20 protein-coding genes are annotated in these 17,317 nt (G+C 69.3%); 7 read left to right on the top strand and 13 right to left on the bottom strand.

Going from position 1 to position 17,317, the window contains the following annotated elements:
- Positions 1–152: 152 nt before the first annotated feature.
- Positions 153–1,100, top strand: coding sequence for a hypothetical protein (locus AJAP_RS26035; protein WP_228694584.1), 948 nt, complete (start codon positions 153–155; stop codon positions 1,098–1,100).
- Here the strand turns inward: AJAP_RS26035 and AJAP_RS26030 are convergent.
- Positions 1,097–1,471 carry a nuclear transport factor 2 family protein gene (locus AJAP_RS26030; protein WP_038516014.1) on the bottom strand — a complete coding sequence of 125 codons (375 nt, stop codon included), beginning with the start codon at positions 1,469–1,471 and terminating at the stop codon, positions 1,097–1,099. The two genes, AJAP_RS26035 and AJAP_RS26030, sit on opposite strands and share 4 nt — an antisense overlap.
- A 63-nt stretch (positions 1,472–1,534) precedes the next feature.
- Between AJAP_RS26030 and AJAP_RS26025 the strand changes: the two genes are divergently transcribed.
- Entirely contained in the window at positions 1,535–2,452 is a 918-nt protein-coding gene (locus tag AJAP_RS26025) for an RNA polymerase subunit sigma-70 (protein WP_038516011.1), read from the top strand.
- On the opposite strand, the gene AJAP_RS26020 is transcribed toward AJAP_RS26025, so the two are convergent.
- The 6 genes from AJAP_RS26020 to AJAP_RS25995 all read right to left on the bottom strand — a co-directional run bounded on the left by AJAP_RS26020 (position 2,443) and on the right by AJAP_RS25995 (position 8,202).
- Complete coding sequence (locus AJAP_RS26020) at positions 2,443–2,793, bottom strand: HIT family protein (RefSeq protein WP_228694583.1); 351 nt, start codon at positions 2,791–2,793, stop codon at positions 2,443–2,445. The genes AJAP_RS26025 and AJAP_RS26020 overlap by 10 nt on opposite strands.
- 61 nt (positions 2,794–2,854) lie before the next feature.
- Entirely contained in the window at positions 2,855–3,826 is a 972-nt protein-coding gene (locus AJAP_RS26015) for an acyl-CoA dehydrogenase family protein (protein ID WP_038516006.1), read from the bottom strand.
- Positions 3,823–4,752 (bottom strand): acyl-CoA dehydrogenase family protein, encoded by a 930-nt coding sequence (locus AJAP_RS26010; protein ID WP_038516003.1) that lies wholly within the window; start codon positions 4,750–4,752, stop codon positions 3,823–3,825. The genes AJAP_RS26015 and AJAP_RS26010 overlap by 4 nt, the downstream gene beginning before the upstream one ends.
- Positions 4,749–5,882 carry an acyl-CoA dehydrogenase family protein gene (locus AJAP_RS26005; RefSeq protein WP_038516001.1) on the bottom strand — a complete coding sequence of 378 codons (1,134 nt, stop codon included), beginning with the start codon at positions 5,880–5,882 and terminating at the stop codon, positions 4,749–4,751. The genes AJAP_RS26010 and AJAP_RS26005 overlap by 4 nt, the downstream gene beginning before the upstream one ends.
- Complete coding sequence (locus tag AJAP_RS26000) at positions 5,882–6,715, bottom strand: enoyl-CoA hydratase (RefSeq protein WP_034317229.1); 834 nt, start codon at positions 6,713–6,715, stop codon at positions 5,882–5,884. The genes AJAP_RS26005 and AJAP_RS26000 overlap by 1 nt, the downstream gene beginning before the upstream one ends.
- Complete coding sequence (locus AJAP_RS25995; RefSeq protein ID WP_038515998.1) at positions 6,712–8,202, bottom strand: FadD3 family acyl-CoA ligase; 1,491 nt, start codon at positions 8,200–8,202, stop codon at positions 6,712–6,714. Before AJAP_RS25995 ends, AJAP_RS26000 begins: the two co-directional genes overlap by 4 nt.
- A 72-nt stretch (positions 8,203–8,274) precedes the next feature.
- On the opposite strand from AJAP_RS25995, the gene AJAP_RS25990 reads away from it, so the two are divergent.
- From AJAP_RS25990 to AJAP_RS25975, 4 genes are read left to right on the top strand one after another with little or no spacing between them, the layout of a single operon-like run.
- Entirely contained in the window at positions 8,275–9,393 is a 1,119-nt protein-coding gene (locus AJAP_RS25990; RefSeq protein WP_038515995.1) for an acyl-CoA dehydrogenase family protein, read from the top strand.
- Positions 9,390–10,157 (top strand): SDR family oxidoreductase, encoded by a 768-nt coding sequence (locus tag AJAP_RS25985; protein WP_038515992.1) that lies wholly within the window; start codon positions 9,390–9,392, stop codon positions 10,155–10,157. The genes AJAP_RS25990 and AJAP_RS25985 overlap by 4 nt, the downstream gene beginning before the upstream one ends.
- A gap of 7 nt (positions 10,158–10,164) precedes the next feature.
- The gene (locus tag AJAP_RS25980; RefSeq protein WP_016332873.1) at positions 10,165–10,767 is read left to right on the top strand and encodes a TetR/AcrR family transcriptional regulator; all 603 of its coding nucleotides are present in this window, start codon (positions 10,165–10,167) and stop codon (positions 10,765–10,767) included.
- Complete coding sequence (locus tag AJAP_RS25975) at positions 10,760–11,911, top strand: acetyl-CoA C-acetyltransferase (protein ID WP_038515988.1); 1,152 nt, start codon at positions 10,760–10,762, stop codon at positions 11,909–11,911. The genes AJAP_RS25980 and AJAP_RS25975 overlap by 8 nt, the downstream gene beginning before the upstream one ends.
- Here the strand turns inward: AJAP_RS25975 and AJAP_RS25970 are convergent.
- On the bottom strand, positions 11,895–13,037 hold the full coding sequence (locus tag AJAP_RS25970; protein WP_038515986.1) for an MFS transporter: 1,143 nt from the start codon (positions 13,035–13,037) through the stop codon (positions 11,895–11,897). The genes AJAP_RS25975 and AJAP_RS25970 overlap by 17 nt on opposite strands.
- A 67-nt stretch (positions 13,038–13,104) precedes the next feature.
- On the opposite strand from AJAP_RS25970, the gene AJAP_RS25965 reads away from it, so the two are divergent.
- Positions 13,105–13,557 carry a winged helix-turn-helix transcriptional regulator gene (locus tag AJAP_RS25965; protein ID WP_038515983.1) on the top strand — a complete coding sequence of 151 codons (453 nt, stop codon included), beginning with the start codon at positions 13,105–13,107 and terminating at the stop codon, positions 13,555–13,557.
- A 213-nt stretch (positions 13,558–13,770) separates the two neighbouring features.
- Here AJAP_RS25965 and AJAP_RS25960 read toward each other — a convergent pair whose 3' ends face one another.
- The 5 genes from AJAP_RS25960 to AJAP_RS25940 are packed head-to-tail and all read right to left on the bottom strand — an operon-like array spanning position 13,771 to position 17,248.
- Complete coding sequence (locus tag AJAP_RS25960; protein ID WP_038515980.1) at positions 13,771–15,090, bottom strand: NAD(P)/FAD-dependent oxidoreductase; 1,320 nt, start codon at positions 15,088–15,090, stop codon at positions 13,771–13,773.
- Entirely contained in the window at positions 15,083–15,319 is a 237-nt protein-coding gene (locus tag AJAP_RS25955; RefSeq protein WP_007033644.1) for a ferredoxin, read from the bottom strand. The genes AJAP_RS25960 and AJAP_RS25955 overlap by 8 nt, the downstream gene beginning before the upstream one ends.
- 19 nt (positions 15,320–15,338) lie before the next feature.
- Positions 15,339–15,944, bottom strand: a complete 606-nt coding sequence (locus AJAP_RS25950) for a ferric reductase-like transmembrane domain-containing protein (protein WP_037343607.1) — start codon at positions 15,942–15,944, stop codon at positions 15,339–15,341.
- On the bottom strand, positions 15,937–16,704 hold the full coding sequence (locus AJAP_RS25945; protein ID WP_038515977.1) for a DUF4142 domain-containing protein: 768 nt from the start codon (positions 16,702–16,704) through the stop codon (positions 15,937–15,939). The genes AJAP_RS25950 and AJAP_RS25945 overlap by 8 nt, the downstream gene beginning before the upstream one ends.
- Complete coding sequence (locus tag AJAP_RS25940) at positions 16,688–17,248, bottom strand: hypothetical protein (protein ID WP_038515974.1); 561 nt, start codon at positions 17,246–17,248, stop codon at positions 16,688–16,690. Before AJAP_RS25940 ends, AJAP_RS25945 begins: the two co-directional genes overlap by 17 nt.
- Positions 17,249–17,317 lie beyond the last annotated feature (69 nt).

Raw genomic sequence — 17,317 nt, 5'->3', positions numbered from 1 at the left:
GGCCCTACCCTGAGGGGTGAGCGGCCCGTTCATGAAGGATTTGGGACATTCAATGTCCCAAATCCTTCATGAACGAGATCTTTTCGGCGTGACCGGACCTTTCGTGCGGGACGGAAGCCGATCTTGTCGGTGGCCTGTCGCATGGTGGCGGGGTGCGAAGAGGAACTTGGGCGTCTCACCCCCTGCTCACCGCTCCGGGCCACCCGGAGGTGGTCCGCGCGGCCGACCTCGAAGAGATCGGTGTTCCGCGACGGACCATCTCCCGGCGATGCGCCGCGGGCGGGCCATGGCAGTCGCTGCTGCCCGGAATCGTGCTGACCAACAATGGAGAGCCCTCCGACGAACATCGTGGTCGCGCTGCCCTGCTCCACGGCCGTGCGGGCGCGGTGCTCACCGGAACGTACGCGCTCCGTTGCCATGGTCTGGAGCGGCTTCCGGGGAAGGACGTCGTGCACGTCCTCATTCCCGCGAGCCGTGACGTGGCCGACGTGGGCTTCGTCCGGGTGGAGCGCACCAATCGCCTGCCACGACCTCATCTGAAAGCAGGTCTGCCGATGGCCCCCGTTCCCCGTGCCGTCGTCGACACCGTGCGACGGCTCACCAACGTGGACGAGGCCCAGGCGGTGATGGCCGAAGCCGTCCAGCGCCGCTTCTGCACCCCGGAGATGCTCGCCGACGAGCTCGGCCGAGGCCGCACCGCGGGAACCGCGATGCCGAGACGAGCACTGGCCCCACTGTTGGCGGGGGCGAGATCGGTGGCGGAAGCCGACGCGTGGCGTGTCTGGCGAAGATCCGGTCTCCCGGCGGGCCGGTGGAACGTGCCGATCCACGACGCCCAGGGTGGCTACATCGCCACCCCGGATTTCTGGTGCGACGAAATCGCCTTGGCCTGGGAGATCGACTCGTTCCTGCACCACACGAGCCTCGACGACCACCGTGCCACCGTCGCCCGCAACGCCCGATACGTCGCCGCGGGAATCGTCGTGCTTCAAACGCTGCCGTCCCGGCTGCGCACCGAACCCGACAAGGTGGTCGCCGAGCTGCGGGCGGCGTTCCGCACCGCGCAAGCCCGCCCTCGTCCGCATGTCCTGGCCGCTTAGCCGCTAACCCCCGCAGCAGCCGCCCTAGCCGCATCGAAAGGAGCCCGGTCGAAAACGATCCGCAACTCCACGATCCGTCCCTCCCGCACCGTCAGCAACTCAGCCCCCGGCGCGCTCGCCACCGGCAGGGTCGCGGTGTCGTACATCAGCAACGCCGTCGTCTCGTCCCCGAACGCCGAAAGCAGGGTCGACCCGGTCAGGATCTCGGTGAACGGGCCCATGAACCCGCGAAACGCCTCCGCGCCGGAGAGCGGCCCGCCGGGTGTGTGGCAGACGATGTCGTCGGCGACGTAGGTCATCGCCTTCTCGAAGTCCTTGCCGGTCCACGCGCGGTGGTAGGAGAGTGCGACATCCAAGGCGGGACTGGTCATGATGGTTCCTTTCGTCGGTCTTCATCCAGTCAGACACCACCCCCGCCGCGAAAGGAACGGTCTGTGAGCACGAGGGCAACGGACGAGCAGTCGTTTCGCGAGCTCGCCGAGACGTATCGGCACGAGCTCCATCTGCACTGTTACCGGATCCTCGGCTCCCTCACCGACGCCGAGGACGCCGTCCAGGAGACGCTCCTGGCCGCATGGCGGGGCCTCGACGGCTTTGAGGGGCGCTCGTCGCTCCGCACCTGGCTGTACCGCATCGCCACCAACCGCTGCCTCAACGCGCTGCGGGACGCGGGCCGCCGTCGCCCACCGGAGCCGGTGCCGCCGTTCGACCCGCCGGAACCGAGTCGTCGCGGCGAGATGACCTGGTTGCAGCCGTACCCGGACGAGCTCCTCGAGCGCGTCGCCGACAGCGACCCTGGTCCCGAAGCGCGCTACGGGACCAGGGAGGCGATCGAGCTCGCCTTCATCACTGGCCTCCAGCTCCTCCCGCCGAGACAAGCCGCCACGCTCGTCCTGCGCGACGTACTGTGCTTCCCCGCCGGTGAGGTCGCGAGCATGCTCGGCACCACCGAGACGGCGGTCAAAGGCATCCTTCAGCGCGCCCGCGCCTCGCTCGACAAGCATCGCGAGAGCGCCGGGCACCGGCCGTCGCCTCAGGAACGCGAGCTGACCAGGCGATTCGCCGACGCCTTCACTGCGGGCGACCTCGACGGCGTCCTCGGCCTGCTCACCGACGACGCCTGGCTCGCAATGCCGCCGGCGCCGCACGAGTACCACGGCCTCGAAGCGATCGCCGGTTTCCTCCGCGTCACCATGGCCGTTCCGGTGGAGGGTTTCGCCATGACGCCGGCGCGGGCGAACAACCAGCCCGCCTTCCGCTGCCGCCATGGCGAGTCACCCGCCGGGCTGATGGTCCTCACCCTCGACGGGGATCGGATCCGCGCGATCACCCGGTTCCTGGATCAGAAGTAGTCAGCCAGGCGACGGCAGAGCGCGCCGATGTCCACGGCGGGCGCACCTGTCCACGAGGGACCGTCCATCCACCCGATCTCTCCGGGCGTTCCTCGATAGCGCACGAAAACGTGCTGATGGAAGTGCACGACGCTCCGCCCGGCGATGGCGGAGAACACGTGCTCCGGAGCCAGCTCCGCCCACAGGCCGCGAGCCGCACACCAGGCGGCAAGCGACACCGCCGACACTTCCTCCGCGGTCAGTTCGTCCAACGCCGCCACGTGCCGCCGGGTCTCCACGAACAGATACCCGGGGAACTCGCCGGGACGGTGCGACACCACGACCACGTCATCAGCCCACACGAGCGGACCGACCAAAGCCCCCTCACCCCGGTGCTTGGCACAAATCGCGCACTCCACCGAATCACGCTAACGAAGGCCGCACCCGCGCGAGATGCTCCCCAGGCGAGCCGAACAACCGCGCCGCGCCATGCGCCCGCTTGAAGTACCGATGCGCCGGATGCTCCCAGGTGATCGCGATACCGCCGTGCAGCTGGATCATTTCGCCCGCCACCGTCGCCAGCGCCTCCGAACAATGCACTTTCGCCACCGCAGCCAGCCTGCTCGACTCCGGAGCCGCGTAAGCCGCCGAGCGCGCGGTCTCCACCAGCACGTGGAGATCCGCCATCCGGTGCTTCAACGCCTGGAAACCGCCGATCGGCCTGCCGAACTGGTGCCGCTGCTTGCTGTACTCCACCGTCAGCTCGAAAGCCCGCGCCGCCGCACCGGCCTGTTCGGCGGCCAGGACGGCACACGCGACGTCCCGCAGCGCGCCGAGGTCGACGGGACCGAGCAGCCGGGCAGGAGCACTCTCGAAACGCACGCGGGCCAGCCGACGCGTTTCGTCCATCGCCGGAGTCCGCACACGCCGGGCATCGGAGACCTCGTACAGCGAACCATCGGCCACGACCAGGAGGATCTCGGCTTCGTCACCGTGGAGGACATAGTGCGCCTCACCCTCCACCGAGGAGTCGACGACACGGCAGGCAGGCGTGTCCCAACGGCCATCGGCGTCGGTCCAGGCCACCGCGCCGACGGTGCCTTCGGCGAGGCGGGGGAGCAGGCGCTCGCAAGCCTCGTCGTTGCCGGTGGCCAGGAGGGCGTGCACGGCGAGCACGGCCGAGCCGAGGAACGGGACGTCCGCGAGCACTCGGCCCAGTTCTTCGGCGACCAACTGTAGTTCCGTCATCCCGGCGCCGAGTCCGCCGAACCGCTCGGGCACGGCCAGCGCCGCCACGCCGATCTGTTCGCACAGCTCCGGCCAGGGATCCGCTTCCCGGTCCAGCAGTTTGCGGACACTGTCCCGCAGCGCGTCCTGCTCGGCGGTGAACGTCATGACAGCACCCGCTCCCGGTGGAATCGCGGCGTACCCCAGGCGCCGACCAGCGCGCGGACCCTGGTCAGGCGCAGGCCGAGCGCGTGCTCCGCGGTGTAGCCGATCGCGCCGTGCACCTGCAGCCCCGTCCGGGCGGCGAGATGCGCGGCATCGCCGCACGCCACCTTGGCCGCGGAGACGTCGCGACGGTCCAGGGTGACGGCCGCGCCGAACAGCAGCGGCTCCGCCAGCGTGAGCGCGGTCGCCACATCGGCCAGCAGATGCTTGACCGCTTGATACCCGCCGATCTCGCGCCCGTATTGCTTGCGTTGCGCCGCATAGGCGACCGACGTGTCGAGCAGCCACCGTCCCGCGCCGAGGAGTTGCGCCGCCGTGGCGAGACAGCCCAGTTCGAACGCGCGGTCCGCGTCGAGCGCCGTGCCGAGATCGTCGCCGGCCACCGGCGGGAACAGCCGCCGAGAACCGTCCACAGAGGACAGAAGCGCGCCGGGCGTGAACGCGCGCAACCTGCCGTTCTCGACCGCCAGACGAGCGTCCGCGACGTCGGAATCCAAGGCGTACGGCACGTGTGGTGCGTACGCGACCGAAGCCAGCGTCTCACCGGACGCGACCGACGTCAGCAGCTCGTCGTCCAGCAAGGACGGCAGGGCGGCCACGGTGTCTGTCCACGGACCGGGAGCGCAGTGGTAACCGAGCCGTTCGAAGCCGACGGCCAGATCGACCGGTGTGGCGCCGAGCCCGTCGTACTTCTCGGGGACCGCCAGCGCGGTCACGCCGAGTTCCGCCAGACGCCGCCAGATCTTGAGCCCGGGGCCCGGATCGCCCTCCGCCCAGGCGCGGTTGGCCGAGTCGGTGTCCACATCGGACAGAAGATCGTTCAGGCTGTGGGAGAACTGCTCCTGCTCGCCGGAGAGTGCGAACCTCATCGAGCCCCCTTCGGCAGGCCGAGCAACCGTTCGGCGACGATGGACCGCTGGATCTGGTCGGTCCCGCCGTAGATCGGTCCCGCCAGGGAGAACAGCCAGCCGTCGCTCCAGGCGCCCCGCAGTTCGGCGTCCGGACCGAGGATGTCGAGCGCCGTTTCGTGGAGCGCGACGTCGAGATGCGACCAGAACAGCTTGTTGACACTCGACTCCGGCCCGAGCTCGGCGCCACCGGCGAGGCGGGTGACCGTGCCCAGGGTGTACAGCTGGTAGGCCCGCGCGCCGATCCACGCGTCGGCGACCCGGTCCGCGGTATGCGCGGGGCGCCCCGCCTCCTGCCAGAGCGAGACCAGCCGGTCGGCCGCGGCGAGGAACCGGCCGGGGCTGCGCAACGACAGGCCGCGTTCGTTGTTCGCCGTGGTCATCGCGACCCGCCAGCCCTCGCCCGGCGTGCCGATCACGTCCTCGTCGGGGACGAAGACGTCGTCGAAGAAGATCTCGGCGAACCCCGGTTCGCCGTCCAGCTGGGGGATCGGCCGCACGGTGACCCCTGCGGCCCGCAGATCCACCATCAGATAGGTGAGTCCCTTGTGCCGCAACGACTCCGGGTCGCTGCGGAACAGGCCGAACGCGCGATCGGCGAACGTCGCCCGCGAGCTCCACGTCTTCTGCCCGCTGACCCGCCAGCCGCCGTCGCAGCGGGTCGCGGTGCTCCGGAGGGCGGCGATGTCGCTGCCCGCCTCGGGTTCCGACCACGCCTGCGCCCAGACCTCCGCCGAACGCGCCATCTTCGGCAGGATCCTGGCCTGCTGTTCTTCCGTGCCATGGGAGAACAGCGTGGGCGCGAGCATGAAGATGCCGTTCTGGTTGACCCGCAACGGCGCTCCCGCCGCGTAGTACTCCTCCTCGAACAGCACCCACTCCAGGAGGCTCGCGTCCCGGCCGCCGAACTCACGTGGCCACGAGACGACCGACCAGCGGGCGTCGGCCAGCCGGGACTCCCACTCGCGGTGCTGAGCGAATCCTTCGGCGGTGTCGAACGACTTCAGCGGCTCGGCGGGGACGTTCGCGGCGAGCCAGGAACGGGCTTCGTCGCGGAAGGCGAGTGTCCGCTCGTCCAGGTCGAGGTTCATCACGAACTCGCGTCCCGCATCGAGCGCGCGTCCTGCCCGCCCAGCGAGTCGCCGCCGGAGACCTCGGCGTTGTGCGCGTGCGCGAAATGATGCAGCCCGAACACGGAGTCCATTCCGGACCGGAGACCCATCAGATCCTCGGCCTGGTTGACGGCCTTCTTGGCGAGCGCGAGCCCCATCCGCGGCATCACCGCGATCTTCTCCGCCAGCGCCATCGTCTCGGTTTCGAGGTCGGCGCGGGGGACGACGCGGTTCAGCATGCCCCATTCCTTGGCCTGTTGCGCTGTGAAGCGCTCTCCGGTGAACAGCACCTCCTTGGCCGCGCGCGGGCCGAGGACCCAGGGATGCGCGAAGTACTCGACGCCGGGAATTCCCATCCGCACCACGGGATCGGCGAAGAACGCGTCGTCGGAGGCGACGATCATGTCGCATACCCACGCCAGCATCAAAGCGCCCGCGATGCACGCGCCCTGCACACTCGCGATGGTCGGCTTCGGGATCTCGCGCCACCGGCGGCACATGCCGAGGTAGACCTCGGACTCGCGGGCGAACCGCTGATCACCGCCCTCGGCGCCGACGTGGTCCCACCACAGCACCGCCTTGCGTTCGAACGAGACGTCCACGTCGCGTTCCGGTGTCCCGATGTCGTGCCCGGCGGAGAAATGCTTGCCCGCGCCGGCCAGCACGATCACCTTGACCTCGGGATCGTCGACGGCGCGGGTGAACGCGGCGTCGAGCGCGTAGGTCATCGCCGAGTTCTGCGCGTTCCGGTACTCCGGCCGGTTCATCGTGACGACGGCCACCGGCCCGCGCCGCTCGTACTCGACGGTCATCCGTTCTCCTCCCGCAACACGCGTTTCAGTACCTTCCCCGACAGGTTTCGCGGAAGCTCCGCCACGAAGTCGACAAATCGAGGAGTCTTGTAGTTGGCCAACCGGCCTTCGCAATGGGCAAGTACGTCCTCTGTGGACAGTGAGGCCTCAGGGGTGAGCCGGATGAACGCCTTGCCGACCTCGCCGAGCCGTTCGTCCGGCACGCCGACGACGGCGGCTTCGGCGACCCCGGCCAGGCGGCTCAGCACTTGCTCGACCTCGGCCGGGTAGACGTTGAACCCGCCGCAGACGTACATGTCCTTGATCCGGTCGACGATCTTCAGGTACCCGCGTTCGTTCAGCACGCCGACATCACCGGTGTGCAGCCAGCCGTCGGCGTCGACGGCCTTCGCGGTGGCGTCAGGATCGTCGAGATAGCCGAGCATCACGTTGGGCCCGCGCAGCAGGACTTCGTCGTGCTCGCCGAGTTTCACTTCGAAGCCGGCCGTCGCGCGGCCGGAGAAGTTCGCCACCAGTTCGATGTCGTCCTCGGGGCGGGACATCGTGGCCACCACCGCTTCGGTGAGGCCGTACGCGGTGAGCACCGTGTCGATGTCCAGGTCCGTCCGCATCCGCTCGACGAGTGTCACCGGCACGGTGGCGGCACCGGTGACCGCGAGCCGGAGGCTGGAGAGGTCGTGGTTCCCGCGTTCGGGCGCCTCCAGGAGTACCTGGTAGATCGTGGGCGCGCCGGGCAGCACGGTGATCCGCTCGGATTCGATGAGCCGCAGGGTCTCCCGGACGTCGAAGGTGCGTTGGGGCACCAGGGTCGCGCCCCGCAGCACGACGGCGAGGATGCCCGCCTTGTAGCCGAAGCTGTGGAAGAACGGGTTGATCACGAGGTACCGGTCTTCTTCGGACAACCCGCCGCACTCGGCCCAGGCTTCGGCGACGCTCAGTGCCTGCCGATGGCTGCTCATCGCGCCTTTGCTGCGGCCGGTGGTCCCGGAGGTGAACAGGATGTCGCTGACGTCGCCGGGTTGTGCGGGACTCACGAAATCGCTGTCGAGACCGGAGAGTGCCTCCCATTCCGTGACGCCGTCGACGGGCTCCTCGGGGCCTTCGACGGGGATGCGCACCACGGTGCCCGGGCGAGCGGAACCGAGGTCCGCCAGCCGGTCCGTGCCGAGGAACGTGCCGGTGATCGCCAGCGCGGAAACCTTCGCGCGTTCGAGGATATCGACGGTTTCGCGCGCGGTGAAGCGGGTGTTGACCGGGATCAGCGTCGCGCCGGCGTACAGCGCGCCGAGCCCGGCGACGACCCAATGCCAGGTGTTGGGGGAACAGATCGCGACCCGTTCGTGGCCCTCGAAGAACCGCGCGGTCTGCCGCACCCGGCGGGCGAGTTCGGCATAGGTGAGCCGGACTTCGCCGTCGACCAGCGCTTCCCGGCCGGCGAAGCGCTCCGCGGCCCTGTCGAGCGCCGCCGGGATGGTTCCTTCAATCATCGAAGTCTCCCTAGCAAGTGCTTGGTAGGGTAGCCTACGCAGCAGGCTCTGGTTTGGCTAGAGGAGGCAGGCGTGGCTCAGGACGGTTTCCGTGACCGTGTGCGCACCTGGCTGGCGGAGAACCTGCCGCCGGAACTGCGCGGTTCGGGTGGTCCGGGGCGGGAGCACGAGGCCTTCGACGAACGCGTGGCGTGGGAGCGGCGGCTCGCGGCGGCGGGCTGGACCTGCGTCGGCTGGCCGGTCGAGCACGGCGGACAGGGCGCGACGCTCGACCAGCAGGTCGTCTTCCACGAGGAGTACGCGCGAGCGAACGCCCCGGCGCGAGTGAGCCATCTCGCGCAAGAACTCCTCGGCCCCACGCTCATCGCGTTCGGCACGCCGGAACAACGGAAGCGGTTCCTTCCGCCGATCGTGGCCGTCGAAGAACTGTGGTGCCAAGGCTATTCCGAACCCGGCGCCGGTTCCGATCTCGCCGCCGTGGCGACCACGGCGACCCTCGAAGGCGACGAGTGGGTGCTGAACGGCCAGAAGGTGTGGACGTCCCTCGCGCACGTCGCCGACTGGTGTTTCGTCCTCGCCCGCACCGAGCCCGGCTCGAAACGCCACAAAGGACTGTCCTATTTGCTCGTCCCGATGAACCAGCCCGGTGTCGAGGTCCGGCCGATCCAACAGCTCACTGGGACTTCCGAGTTCAACGAGGTCTTCTTCGACGGCGCCCGCACGGCGAAAGACCTCGTGGTCGGCGAACCCGGCGACGGCTGGCGCGTGGCGATGGGCACCCTCGCCTTCGAACGTGGGGTCGCGACGCTCGGGCAGCAGGTCGGCTTCCGCCGGGAACTCGAAGAACTCACCAGGATCGCGCCGGACGACCCGGTGATCGCCGAACGGATCGACCGCGCCTGGGTGGGCCTGGAGGTCATGCGGGCGCAGGCGATCCGCACTCTCGGCGACTCGTCGCCGGGCGTGGCCGAGGTGTCCAAACTGGTCTGGGCGAACTGGCATCGCGACCTCGGGGAGCTCGCGATGCTCGTCCGCGGCGCGCGGGGAATGGTCGCGGAAGACGGGCTCGACGCCTGGCAACGGCTCTTCCTCTTCACCCGCGCCGACACGATCTACGGCGGATCCAACGAGATCCAGCGCAACGTCATCGCCGAGCGGGTGCTCGGCCTGCCAAGGGAGGTACGTCCGTGATCCCGGTGCCGAAGTACCCCGAGGGGGCGAATCTCCTGCGGGACAAGGTGGTCGTGGTGACGGCGGCGGCCGGCACCGGGATCGGTTCCGCGGTGGCGAAACGCGCGATGGAAGAGGGCGCCCGCGTCGTGATCAGCGACTGGCACGAGCGGCGGCTGGGCGAGAAGGCCGCCGAGCTCGTTGACGTGCACGCGATTCCCTGCGACGTCACGCAAGAAGATCAGGTACAGGCGCTCATCGACGGCGCCGCCGCGCGCTACGGCCGGATCGATGTACTCATCAACAACGCCGGTCTCGGCGGTACGAAGTCCATTGTGGACATGACTGACGACGAATGGGCGCGGGTCATCGACGTGACCCTCAACGGCACGTTCCGCGCGACGAGGGCCGCGGTGAACCGGTTCATCGCCCAAGGCGACGGAGGGGTGATCGTCAACAACGCGTCGGTGATCGGCTGGCGCGCGCAGGCCGGGCAGGCCCATTACGCGGCCGCGAAGGCGGGTGTCATGGCGCTCACCCGGTGTTCCGCCGTCGACGTCGCCGAACACGGCATCCGGGTCAACGCGGTCGCGCCGAGCCTGGCGATGCATCCGTTCCTGGCCAAGGTGACCAGCGACGAACTGCTCACCGAACTCACCGCGCGCGAGGTCTCGGGGAGGGCGGCGGAACCGTGGGAAGTGGCGAATGTGATGGTGTTCCTCGCCAGTGAGTACTCCTCGTACCTCACCGGCGAGGTCGTGTCCGTGAGTTCCCAGCATGCGTGAGGTAGCGATGAAAGCCAGCCCAGGGTCCCGCCGCGCCGAACTGCTCGCCCTGGCGGCGAAGCTGTTCGCCGAGCGCGGGTACGTCTCCACCACCGTGCGGGACATCGCGGACGCGGCGGGCATCCTTTCGGGCAGCCTCTACCACCATTTCGACTCGAAGGAGTCGATGGCCGACGAGATCCTCACCGGATTCCTCGACGAACTCTTCGGCGCCTACGCCGAGATCGTCGCGGAAGGGAAAGGCCCGCGGGAAACGCTCGAAGCCGTCGTCGTGGCGTCGTTCGAATCCATTCACCGGCGGCCCGCCGAGGTGGCGATCTACCAATCCGAGGCGAAGCATCTCATGCAGTTGCCGCGGTTCGGCTACCTCAACGACCGCAACACCGAATTCCGCAAACTGTGGAACGGGATCCTCACCGACGGCATCGCGGCCGGCGTGTTCCGCGAGGACCTCGACGTCGAACTGACCTACCGGTTCATCCGCGACACCGTCTGGGTGGCGGTGCGCTGGTACAACCCCGGCGGCACGCTGAGCGCGGACGACGTCGCGCAGCAGTACCTCGGGATCCTGCTGGACGGCATCGCGACGAAGAGGAGGCGGCGTGGCTGAAGCTTATGTCCTGGACGCGGTCCGGACCCCGGTCGGCAAACGCGGGGGAGCGCTCAGCGGTGTCCATTCCGCCGACCTCGGCGCCCACGTCATCCAGGCCGTCGTCGAGCGAACGGGGGTCGAGGCCGACCTGGTCGACGACGTCATCCTCGGCTGTTGCGACACGCTCGGACCGCAGTCCGGGAACATCGCGCGCACGGCCTGGCTCGCCGCGGGTTTCGGGCACCACGTGCCGGGTGTGACGATCGACCGGCAGTGCGGTTCGAGCCAGCAGGCCGTGCACTTCGCCGCGCAGGCCGTGCTGTCCGGGACGATGGACCTCGTCCTCGCCGGCGGCGTGCAGAACATGAGCGCCATCCCGATCAGCGCGGCGATGCTGGCCGGGCGCGAGTACGGCTTCGAAGACCCGTTCTCCGGCTCGAAGGGCTGGCAGGAGCGGTACGGCAGCGTCGAGGTCTCGCAGTTCCGCAGTGCCGACATGATCGCCGAGCACTGGGATCTGACCCGTGAGGCGATGGAGGAGTTCGCCTTCCGCAGCCATCGGCGCGCGATCGCCGCCATCGACGAAGGCCGCTTCGCCGCCGAGATCGCTCCGTTCGCCGGTGCCGCCCTGGACGAGGGGCCCAGGCGCGACACCAGCTTGGAGCGGATGGCCGGCCTCAAACCGCTGAGCGAGGGTTCGCGCATCACCGCGGCCGTGGCCAGCCAGATCTCGGACGGCGCCAGCGCGGCCCTCATCGCGTCGGAGAAGTTCGTCGAGGAGCACGGGCTCACCCCGCGCGCCAGGATCCACCACCTTTCCGTGCGGGCGGCCGATCCGGTGTGGATGCTGACCGGGCCCATCCCGGCGACCGCGCACGCGCTGCGGAAGACCGGGCTGAGCATCGACGACATCGACCTGTTCGAGGTCAACGAGGCGTTCGCGAGTGTCGTCCTGGCGTGGATCGAGGAAACCGGCGCCGATCCGGACCGCGTCAACGTCAACGGCGGCGGGATCGCGCTCGGCCATCCCATCGGGGCGACCGGGACGAAACTGTTCGCGACTCTGCTGCACGAACTCGAACGGCGGGGCGGCCGCTACGGGTTGCAGACGATGTGCGAGGGCGGCGGCACGGCGAACGTCACCATCATCGAGCGGCTTTGACACCCCACACGGCTAGTGCCGACGCGCTGAACAGCGCGCCGAGCAGACAGACGCCCGTCCAGCCGGCGACGGCGTAGACGGCGGTCGAGCCGATGGCGCCCAGGCCGCTGCCGACGGAGTAGAAGATCATGTACCCGCCGATCAACCTGCTTCCGGCGTCCGGCCGGAGCGGGTAGATCAGGGTCTGGCTCGTGACGTGCACGGCCTGGACGGCGAGGTCGAGCAGGATCGCGCCGACCACCAGCGCCCACAGCGACGTGCGGGTGAAACCCAGCGGTAGCCAGGAAAGCAGGAGCAGGCCGAGCGCGAGCCCGGTCGTCCACCGCGCCCGGCCGCGATCGGCGAGCCGTCCCGCGGGGGCCGCCGCCAGCGCGCCCGCGGCCCCGGCCAGCCCGAACGCGCCGATGGCGGTGTGCGACAGGCCGTCCTCGCTGAGCGGCAAGGCGACCGAGCTCCACAACGTGCCGAACGCGGCGAAGATCAGCAACGCCAGCGTTCCGCGTGTCCGGAAGACCGGCTCCTCGGCGAAGAGGGACAACGTGGACCGCAGCAACCGCCCGTAGCCCATGGTCTTGCCCGGCGCCGTGGCGGGAAGGATGCGATACAGCACGATCGCGATCACCACCGTCACTCCGGCGGACACGACGTACACCGCGCGCCAGCCGGCGAGGTCGGCCAGTGTGCCGGACACCGTGCGCGCGAGCAGGATCCCGAGGACGACGCCGGTCGTCACGAGACCGACCACGCGTCCGCGTTCGGCGGGCGCGGCCAGCGACGCCGCGAACGCGACCAGGAGCTGCGTGACCACCGCGAGCACGCCGATCGCCGCCATCCCGGCGAACAGCGTCAAGCCGTTCACGGCGGTCGCGGTGATCAGTTCGGCGATCGCCAGCAGCGTCAGCAGACCGGCGACGAGCCGCCGCCGGTCGAGCAGGTCGCCGAGCGGGACCAGGAGAAACAGGCCGAGGCCGTAGCCGAGCTGGGTGAGCGTGACGATGCCGCCGACGGTCGAGGAGGCGATACCGAGCTCGGTGCCCATGGTGACGAGCAACGGCTGGGCGAAGTAGATCGTGGCGACGGCCGTCCCGGCGGCCACGGCGAACAACAGGACGACACCGCGATGCACAGACCCTCCAGATGGTTTCAACTTGCTACCACCTGACGGTAGGGCACTGCGGTTGTAAGATGCAACCATGGTCAAGCGGACGACGTTCGACGAAGCCTCCTGCCCGGTGGCGCGCTCGGTCGACACGATCGGCGACTGGTGGTCGCTCCTGATCGTGCGTGACGCCTTCGACGGTGTGCGCCGCTTCGGGGAGTTCCAGCGCAGCCTGGGCGTCGCGAAGAACATCCTGTCCGCGCGGCTACGGGCGCTCGTCGGGCACGGGGTGCTCGAAGTGGTCCCGGCTTCGGACGGGAGCACGTACAGCGAGTACGTCCTGACGCCGAAGGGACGGGACCTGTTCCCGGTGATCGTCGCGCTGCGGCAATGGGGCGAGGCGCATTTCTTCGCCGATGGGGAGGCGCGGTCGGAACTGGTGGATCGCGAGGGCGGGCTTCCGTTGCAGGGCCTGGAGATCCGGGCCGCGGACGGGCGCCTGGTCGGCCCGGACGACACGGTGGTGGTGAAGCCGCCGTCCTCGTAGATCGGGGCCCTCCCAGGTGAGTCAAGCCTGGAAGGGCCCCGACCGGATACGGGGAGCCCGGAGGGCGGTACCCGACGGAGCCCGAATCACCGTCGGTCCGGTACCTCCCGGCGTCCCCAGGGGGTGGCGGTGGGTGCGGAGGCCCAGCTGCCCACCGCCACCTGAGGGGACCGCGGCCGCCGCGCGCGGCCCCGGTCCGTTCGCGCTCCCGGGTCACCCGGCGGGAACGCGAGCCCAGGGCATCCTTTCCGGCGCCGGAACGGCCTCGGTCGGGGTCTCGGACAGGAAGTCCCGCTCGAACGGGGCGAGGATGTCCTCCCCGATCGGCGTGTCCGCCGGCGAAGGAGCGGGCGCGGGGAACACCGGCTCGGGCACCGGCAGCCGCCGGTCGAGTTCGGCGGTCCAGTGGATCATCGCCTTCGGCCGGTCCCAGCCCGCCGCGCCGATCAGCCTGCCGTCGCGGACGAAACCGGTGACGCCGTCGGAAAGTTCGATCGTGTCCTTGCCCAGCGACGGCATCCCGACGGTCTGCAACCGCGCGTCGTAGAGGGACGACCAGGCGCGGGGGAGCGGCGTGTACGGCCGCGCGTTGCCGCGGCCCAGCATCAGGCTTTCCGCCGCCGCGCGCCCGGATTCGACGCCGTTCATCCAATGCTCGACCCGTCGGGGGGTCTCGTCGATCCGCAGGTTCGGCCATTTCGCGACGTCACCGGCGACCACGACGTCCTCCGCCCCGGTGGCGAACAGGGTCGCTTCGCAGAGCACGCCGTCGTCGATGGTCAGCTCCGAGCCGCGCAGCCAGTCGACGGCCGGCACGCTGCCGATCGAAAGCACCACGCAGCTGGCGACCAGGAACTGGTTGTTGGTCAGGTGCAGGCCGACCGTCTCCTTGGTGCTGATCCAGTTCCGCACCTCGGTGTTCATCGCCAGCTTCGCGCGATGGTGCTGATGCTCCTTGGTGAGCGCCGACGCGATCCGCTCCCCGAAGCGGTGCAAAGGCGCCTTCGCGTGGCCGATGAGCGTGACGTCCCGGCCCATGTACCGCATCGACGCGGCGAACTCGTTCCCGATCAGGCCGCTGCCGATCACCACGACGGATTTGTTGCTGTTGCCCAAAGCCCGCCGGACGGCCAGTGAATCCTCCACGGTGCGCAGCACCCGGACCCGGGGGTCGTGGCGCGGGGAGCCGGGGAGATGCCGGGGATAGACGCCGGTCGCGATGATCAACCCGTCGTACCACAGGGATTCCCCGCCCGGCAGGTGCACCGTGCGCTCCTTGCTGTCCAGCCAGGTCGCGCGGGTGCCGAGCCGCCAGTGGACGTCCAGGTCCAGGTACGGCTCCAGGCTCGCGGCCACCGGTTTCACCCCGCCGGTGACGAGCTCCTTCGACACCATCGGCCGGTGGTACGGCTTCCGCGGCTCGTCGCCGACCAGCACGATCTCGCCGTCGAAACCGAGCTCCCGCAACCGTTCCGCGGAGCGGAGCCCGGCGACGCCCGCGCCGACGATGACGATCCGATCTCCGTCACTCATCGTCGTACGCTCCTTCTCCCTTGACTCTGATGGCCTGTTTCGGGCAGAGCCGCGCGGCGGAGATGGCCTGGTCCAGCCCGTCCCGGTCGACCATCCGGCGGATGCGGAGCTTGCCGTCCGGCCCGATCTTGAAGGTGGACGGCGCCTCCATCTCGCAGAAGCCGAAGATCTCGCACCGCTCGTTGTCGACGCTGACGCGGGTGCCACGCCGTATGCTTCCGAAGATCATCTTTCGTCTCTCCAAGTCTTCAGACCAGCTCTTCGACCAGGCCAAGGCGTTCCAGGTACCGGGTCGGCGTGAACCGCAGCGCGGTCAGCAGCACCACGGGGACCAGCAGGGTGATCCCGCCGAACCACAGCAGGCCGAGATGTCCGTTGGCCATGGCGCCGAAGAACGAATGCAGCGCGGTGATCCCGACCGCCGGATAGGCGAGGCGGTGGATCCACAGGAAACGCCGATAGGAACTGAACCGGCTGATCCCGCCGGTCAGCGCGACGGCGATCATGACCTCGAGCCCGACGACGCCGAGTTCGTGCCGCGCCAAGGTGCCGGGCAGGAGCGGGATCGAGATCTGCGCCAGGGTGAAACCGTCGGGCAGGAACAGGAACGACATCGCGTGCACGACGCCGAACGACAGCGTCAGGATGCCGAGCACCATATGCGAGTTGCGCAACGCCTTCCGCCCGGTCAGCGACTTGATCCAGCCGGTCGCGGTGAACACGCCCCAGCACAGGGTGAGGCACATGAAGCCGTACGAGATCCGGGCGGAGGTCTGCGCCATGCCCTTGATGCCGGGGTCGGTGTCCGATTTCTGGGTCAGCACGATCACCACCTCGGACCACTGGTCATACATTGATCTCTCCTGGGGCACTGGGAACCGGATCCGGTTCGGGGACGGCCGCGCGGTTGCGGGTCCGGGTGTTCTTGCTGCGCAGGGCCCGCACGGCGAGGAACAGTCCACCGCCGATGGCCACCGCGAGCAGGAGGCCGAGCGCGAAGTCGCCGAAACCGACGTCCATCGCGGCGTTGGCCGAATTCGACTGCGGCACCGGGGCCTCCGGCATCAGCGACTGGTCGACGACACCGGTGCTCTCCAGCAGCGTCATATGCCGCAGCACCGCCTGATTGGCCGTGGTGGCGTAATCACGGACGACGTCGTTGCGGGTACCGGCCCTGACCTGCGCGATGATGGGGAACAGCACCCCGTGCGCGTACCGGAGCCGGTTGGCGAAGATCCGGTCGAACTCGGTGTCGTCGCGGGCGGCCTTCATCTCGCCGAGCCACGCGGACTGCTGATCCGACGGCTCGGCCGGCAGGGCGATGCCGAACCGGTCGGCGATGGCGTGCGTCGCGGTGTCGAGCCTGCCGTGGTCGATCATCAACGTCCGGCCGACTTCGCGGGTGCGCTTGCTCTTCCCGCGTTCCTGCGCCCACATCCCGGCGGGCATTTCCCACAGCCCGGCCAGTTTGACGTTGACGATCAGGTTCTTGTCCGCCGCGGAGAGTTCTTGGGCGTGCGCGTCGCCGACGGGTCCGAAAAGGCTCACCGCGGCCGCGATCAGCAGGACGAGCAGCGGGCGGACGGGTCTGGGGAGATCAGATGCCGAGGTCATCGGCCTGCCAGGTCTCGGCGGTGAGCAGCACCTTCGTCCCGTCCGGCTTGGCGGGGAACCACGCGTCGTCGACGCCCTGCCCGCCGGTGTTGCCGGGCATCGCGTCCTTGGCGTTGCGGTAGAGCGGCCAGCCCGCGAGCGTGACCTGCTCGGTGCCGTCGTCCCTGGTCACGGTGCCGACCAGGGCGCGATCGATCCCGGTCACCACGAGGTCGGGGCCGGCCTTGGCGGGAATCCAGGTCCGCGCACAGGTTTCGGCGCAATTCGATTTGGGCGGATTCACCGTGTCCTTGTCGTAGCGGTACAGCGTGAAGCCGCTGGTGTCGGTGACGATCGGCCCGAGGTCGAACAGGATCGCCGCCGTGACACCGGGGGCGGGTTCGGCCGCGGGGTCGGGCATTCCCGGGATCTGCGCTGTGCCCGCGGTCGAGGCCGCGCCGGGAGAGCCGTTCGGTCCCGCGGTACCGGTGGTGCAGGCGGCGGTCAGCGCGACCGCGGCCAGGACGAGGGGCAGAGGTATGACCGAGCGTGACACGGGGTTCACGGAAATCCTCCTGTCGGGGCAGAGGAGAACGCCATCACCGCGGGGAGATGGTGTGCAGGCAGGTTTAAT

Source organism: Amycolatopsis japonica (genome assembly GCF_000732925.1).
Classification (GTDB): Bacteria; Actinomycetota; Actinomycetes; order Mycobacteriales; family Pseudonocardiaceae; genus Amycolatopsis; species Amycolatopsis japonica.
Note: the sequence above shows the minus strand (reverse complement) of the source record. Positions and strands in the feature narration are given on the sequence as shown.

Excerpts from the sequence above, each read along its gene's own strand:
- AJAP_RS25980 (WP_016332873.1), top strand. The coding sequence starts at position 10,165 with ATGAAAGCCAGCCCAGGGTCCCGCCGCGCCGAACTGCTCGCCCTGGCG.
- AJAP_RS25950 (WP_037343607.1), bottom strand. The coding sequence starts at position 15,944 with ATGTATGACCAGTGGTCCGAGGTGGTGATCGTGCTGACCCAGAAATCG.
- AJAP_RS25965 (WP_038515983.1), top strand. The coding sequence starts at position 13,105 with ATGGTCAAGCGGACGACGTTCGACGAAGCCTCCTGCCCGGTGGCGCGC.
- AJAP_RS26010 (WP_038516003.1), bottom strand. The coding sequence starts at position 4,752 with ATGAGGTTCGCACTCTCCGGCGAGCAGGAGCAGTTCTCCCACAGCCTG.
- AJAP_RS25960 (WP_038515980.1), bottom strand. The coding sequence starts at position 15,090 with ATGAGTGACGGAGATCGGATCGTCATCGTCGGCGCGGGCGTCGCCGGG.
- AJAP_RS26005 (WP_038516001.1), bottom strand. The coding sequence starts at position 5,882 with ATGAACCTCGACCTGGACGAGCGGACACTCGCCTTCCGCGACGAAGCC.
- AJAP_RS25945 (WP_038515977.1), bottom strand. The coding sequence starts at position 16,704 with ATGACCTCGGCATCTGATCTCCCCAGACCCGTCCGCCCGCTGCTCGTC.
- AJAP_RS25955 (WP_007033644.1), bottom strand. The coding sequence starts at position 15,319 with ATGATCTTCGGAAGCATACGGCGTGGCACCCGCGTCAGCGTCGACAAC.
- AJAP_RS25995 (WP_038515998.1), bottom strand. The coding sequence starts at position 8,202 with ATGATTGAAGGAACCATCCCGGCGGCGCTCGACAGGGCCGCGGAGCGC.
- AJAP_RS26030 (WP_038516014.1), bottom strand. The coding sequence starts at position 1,471 with ATGACCAGTCCCGCCTTGGATGTCGCACTCTCCTACCACCGCGCGTGG.
- AJAP_RS26015 (WP_038516006.1), bottom strand. The coding sequence starts at position 3,826 with ATGACGTTCACCGCCGAGCAGGACGCGCTGCGGGACAGTGTCCGCAAA.
- AJAP_RS26000 (WP_034317229.1), bottom strand. The coding sequence starts at position 6,715 with ATGACCGTCGAGTACGAGCGGCGCGGGCCGGTGGCCGTCGTCACGATG.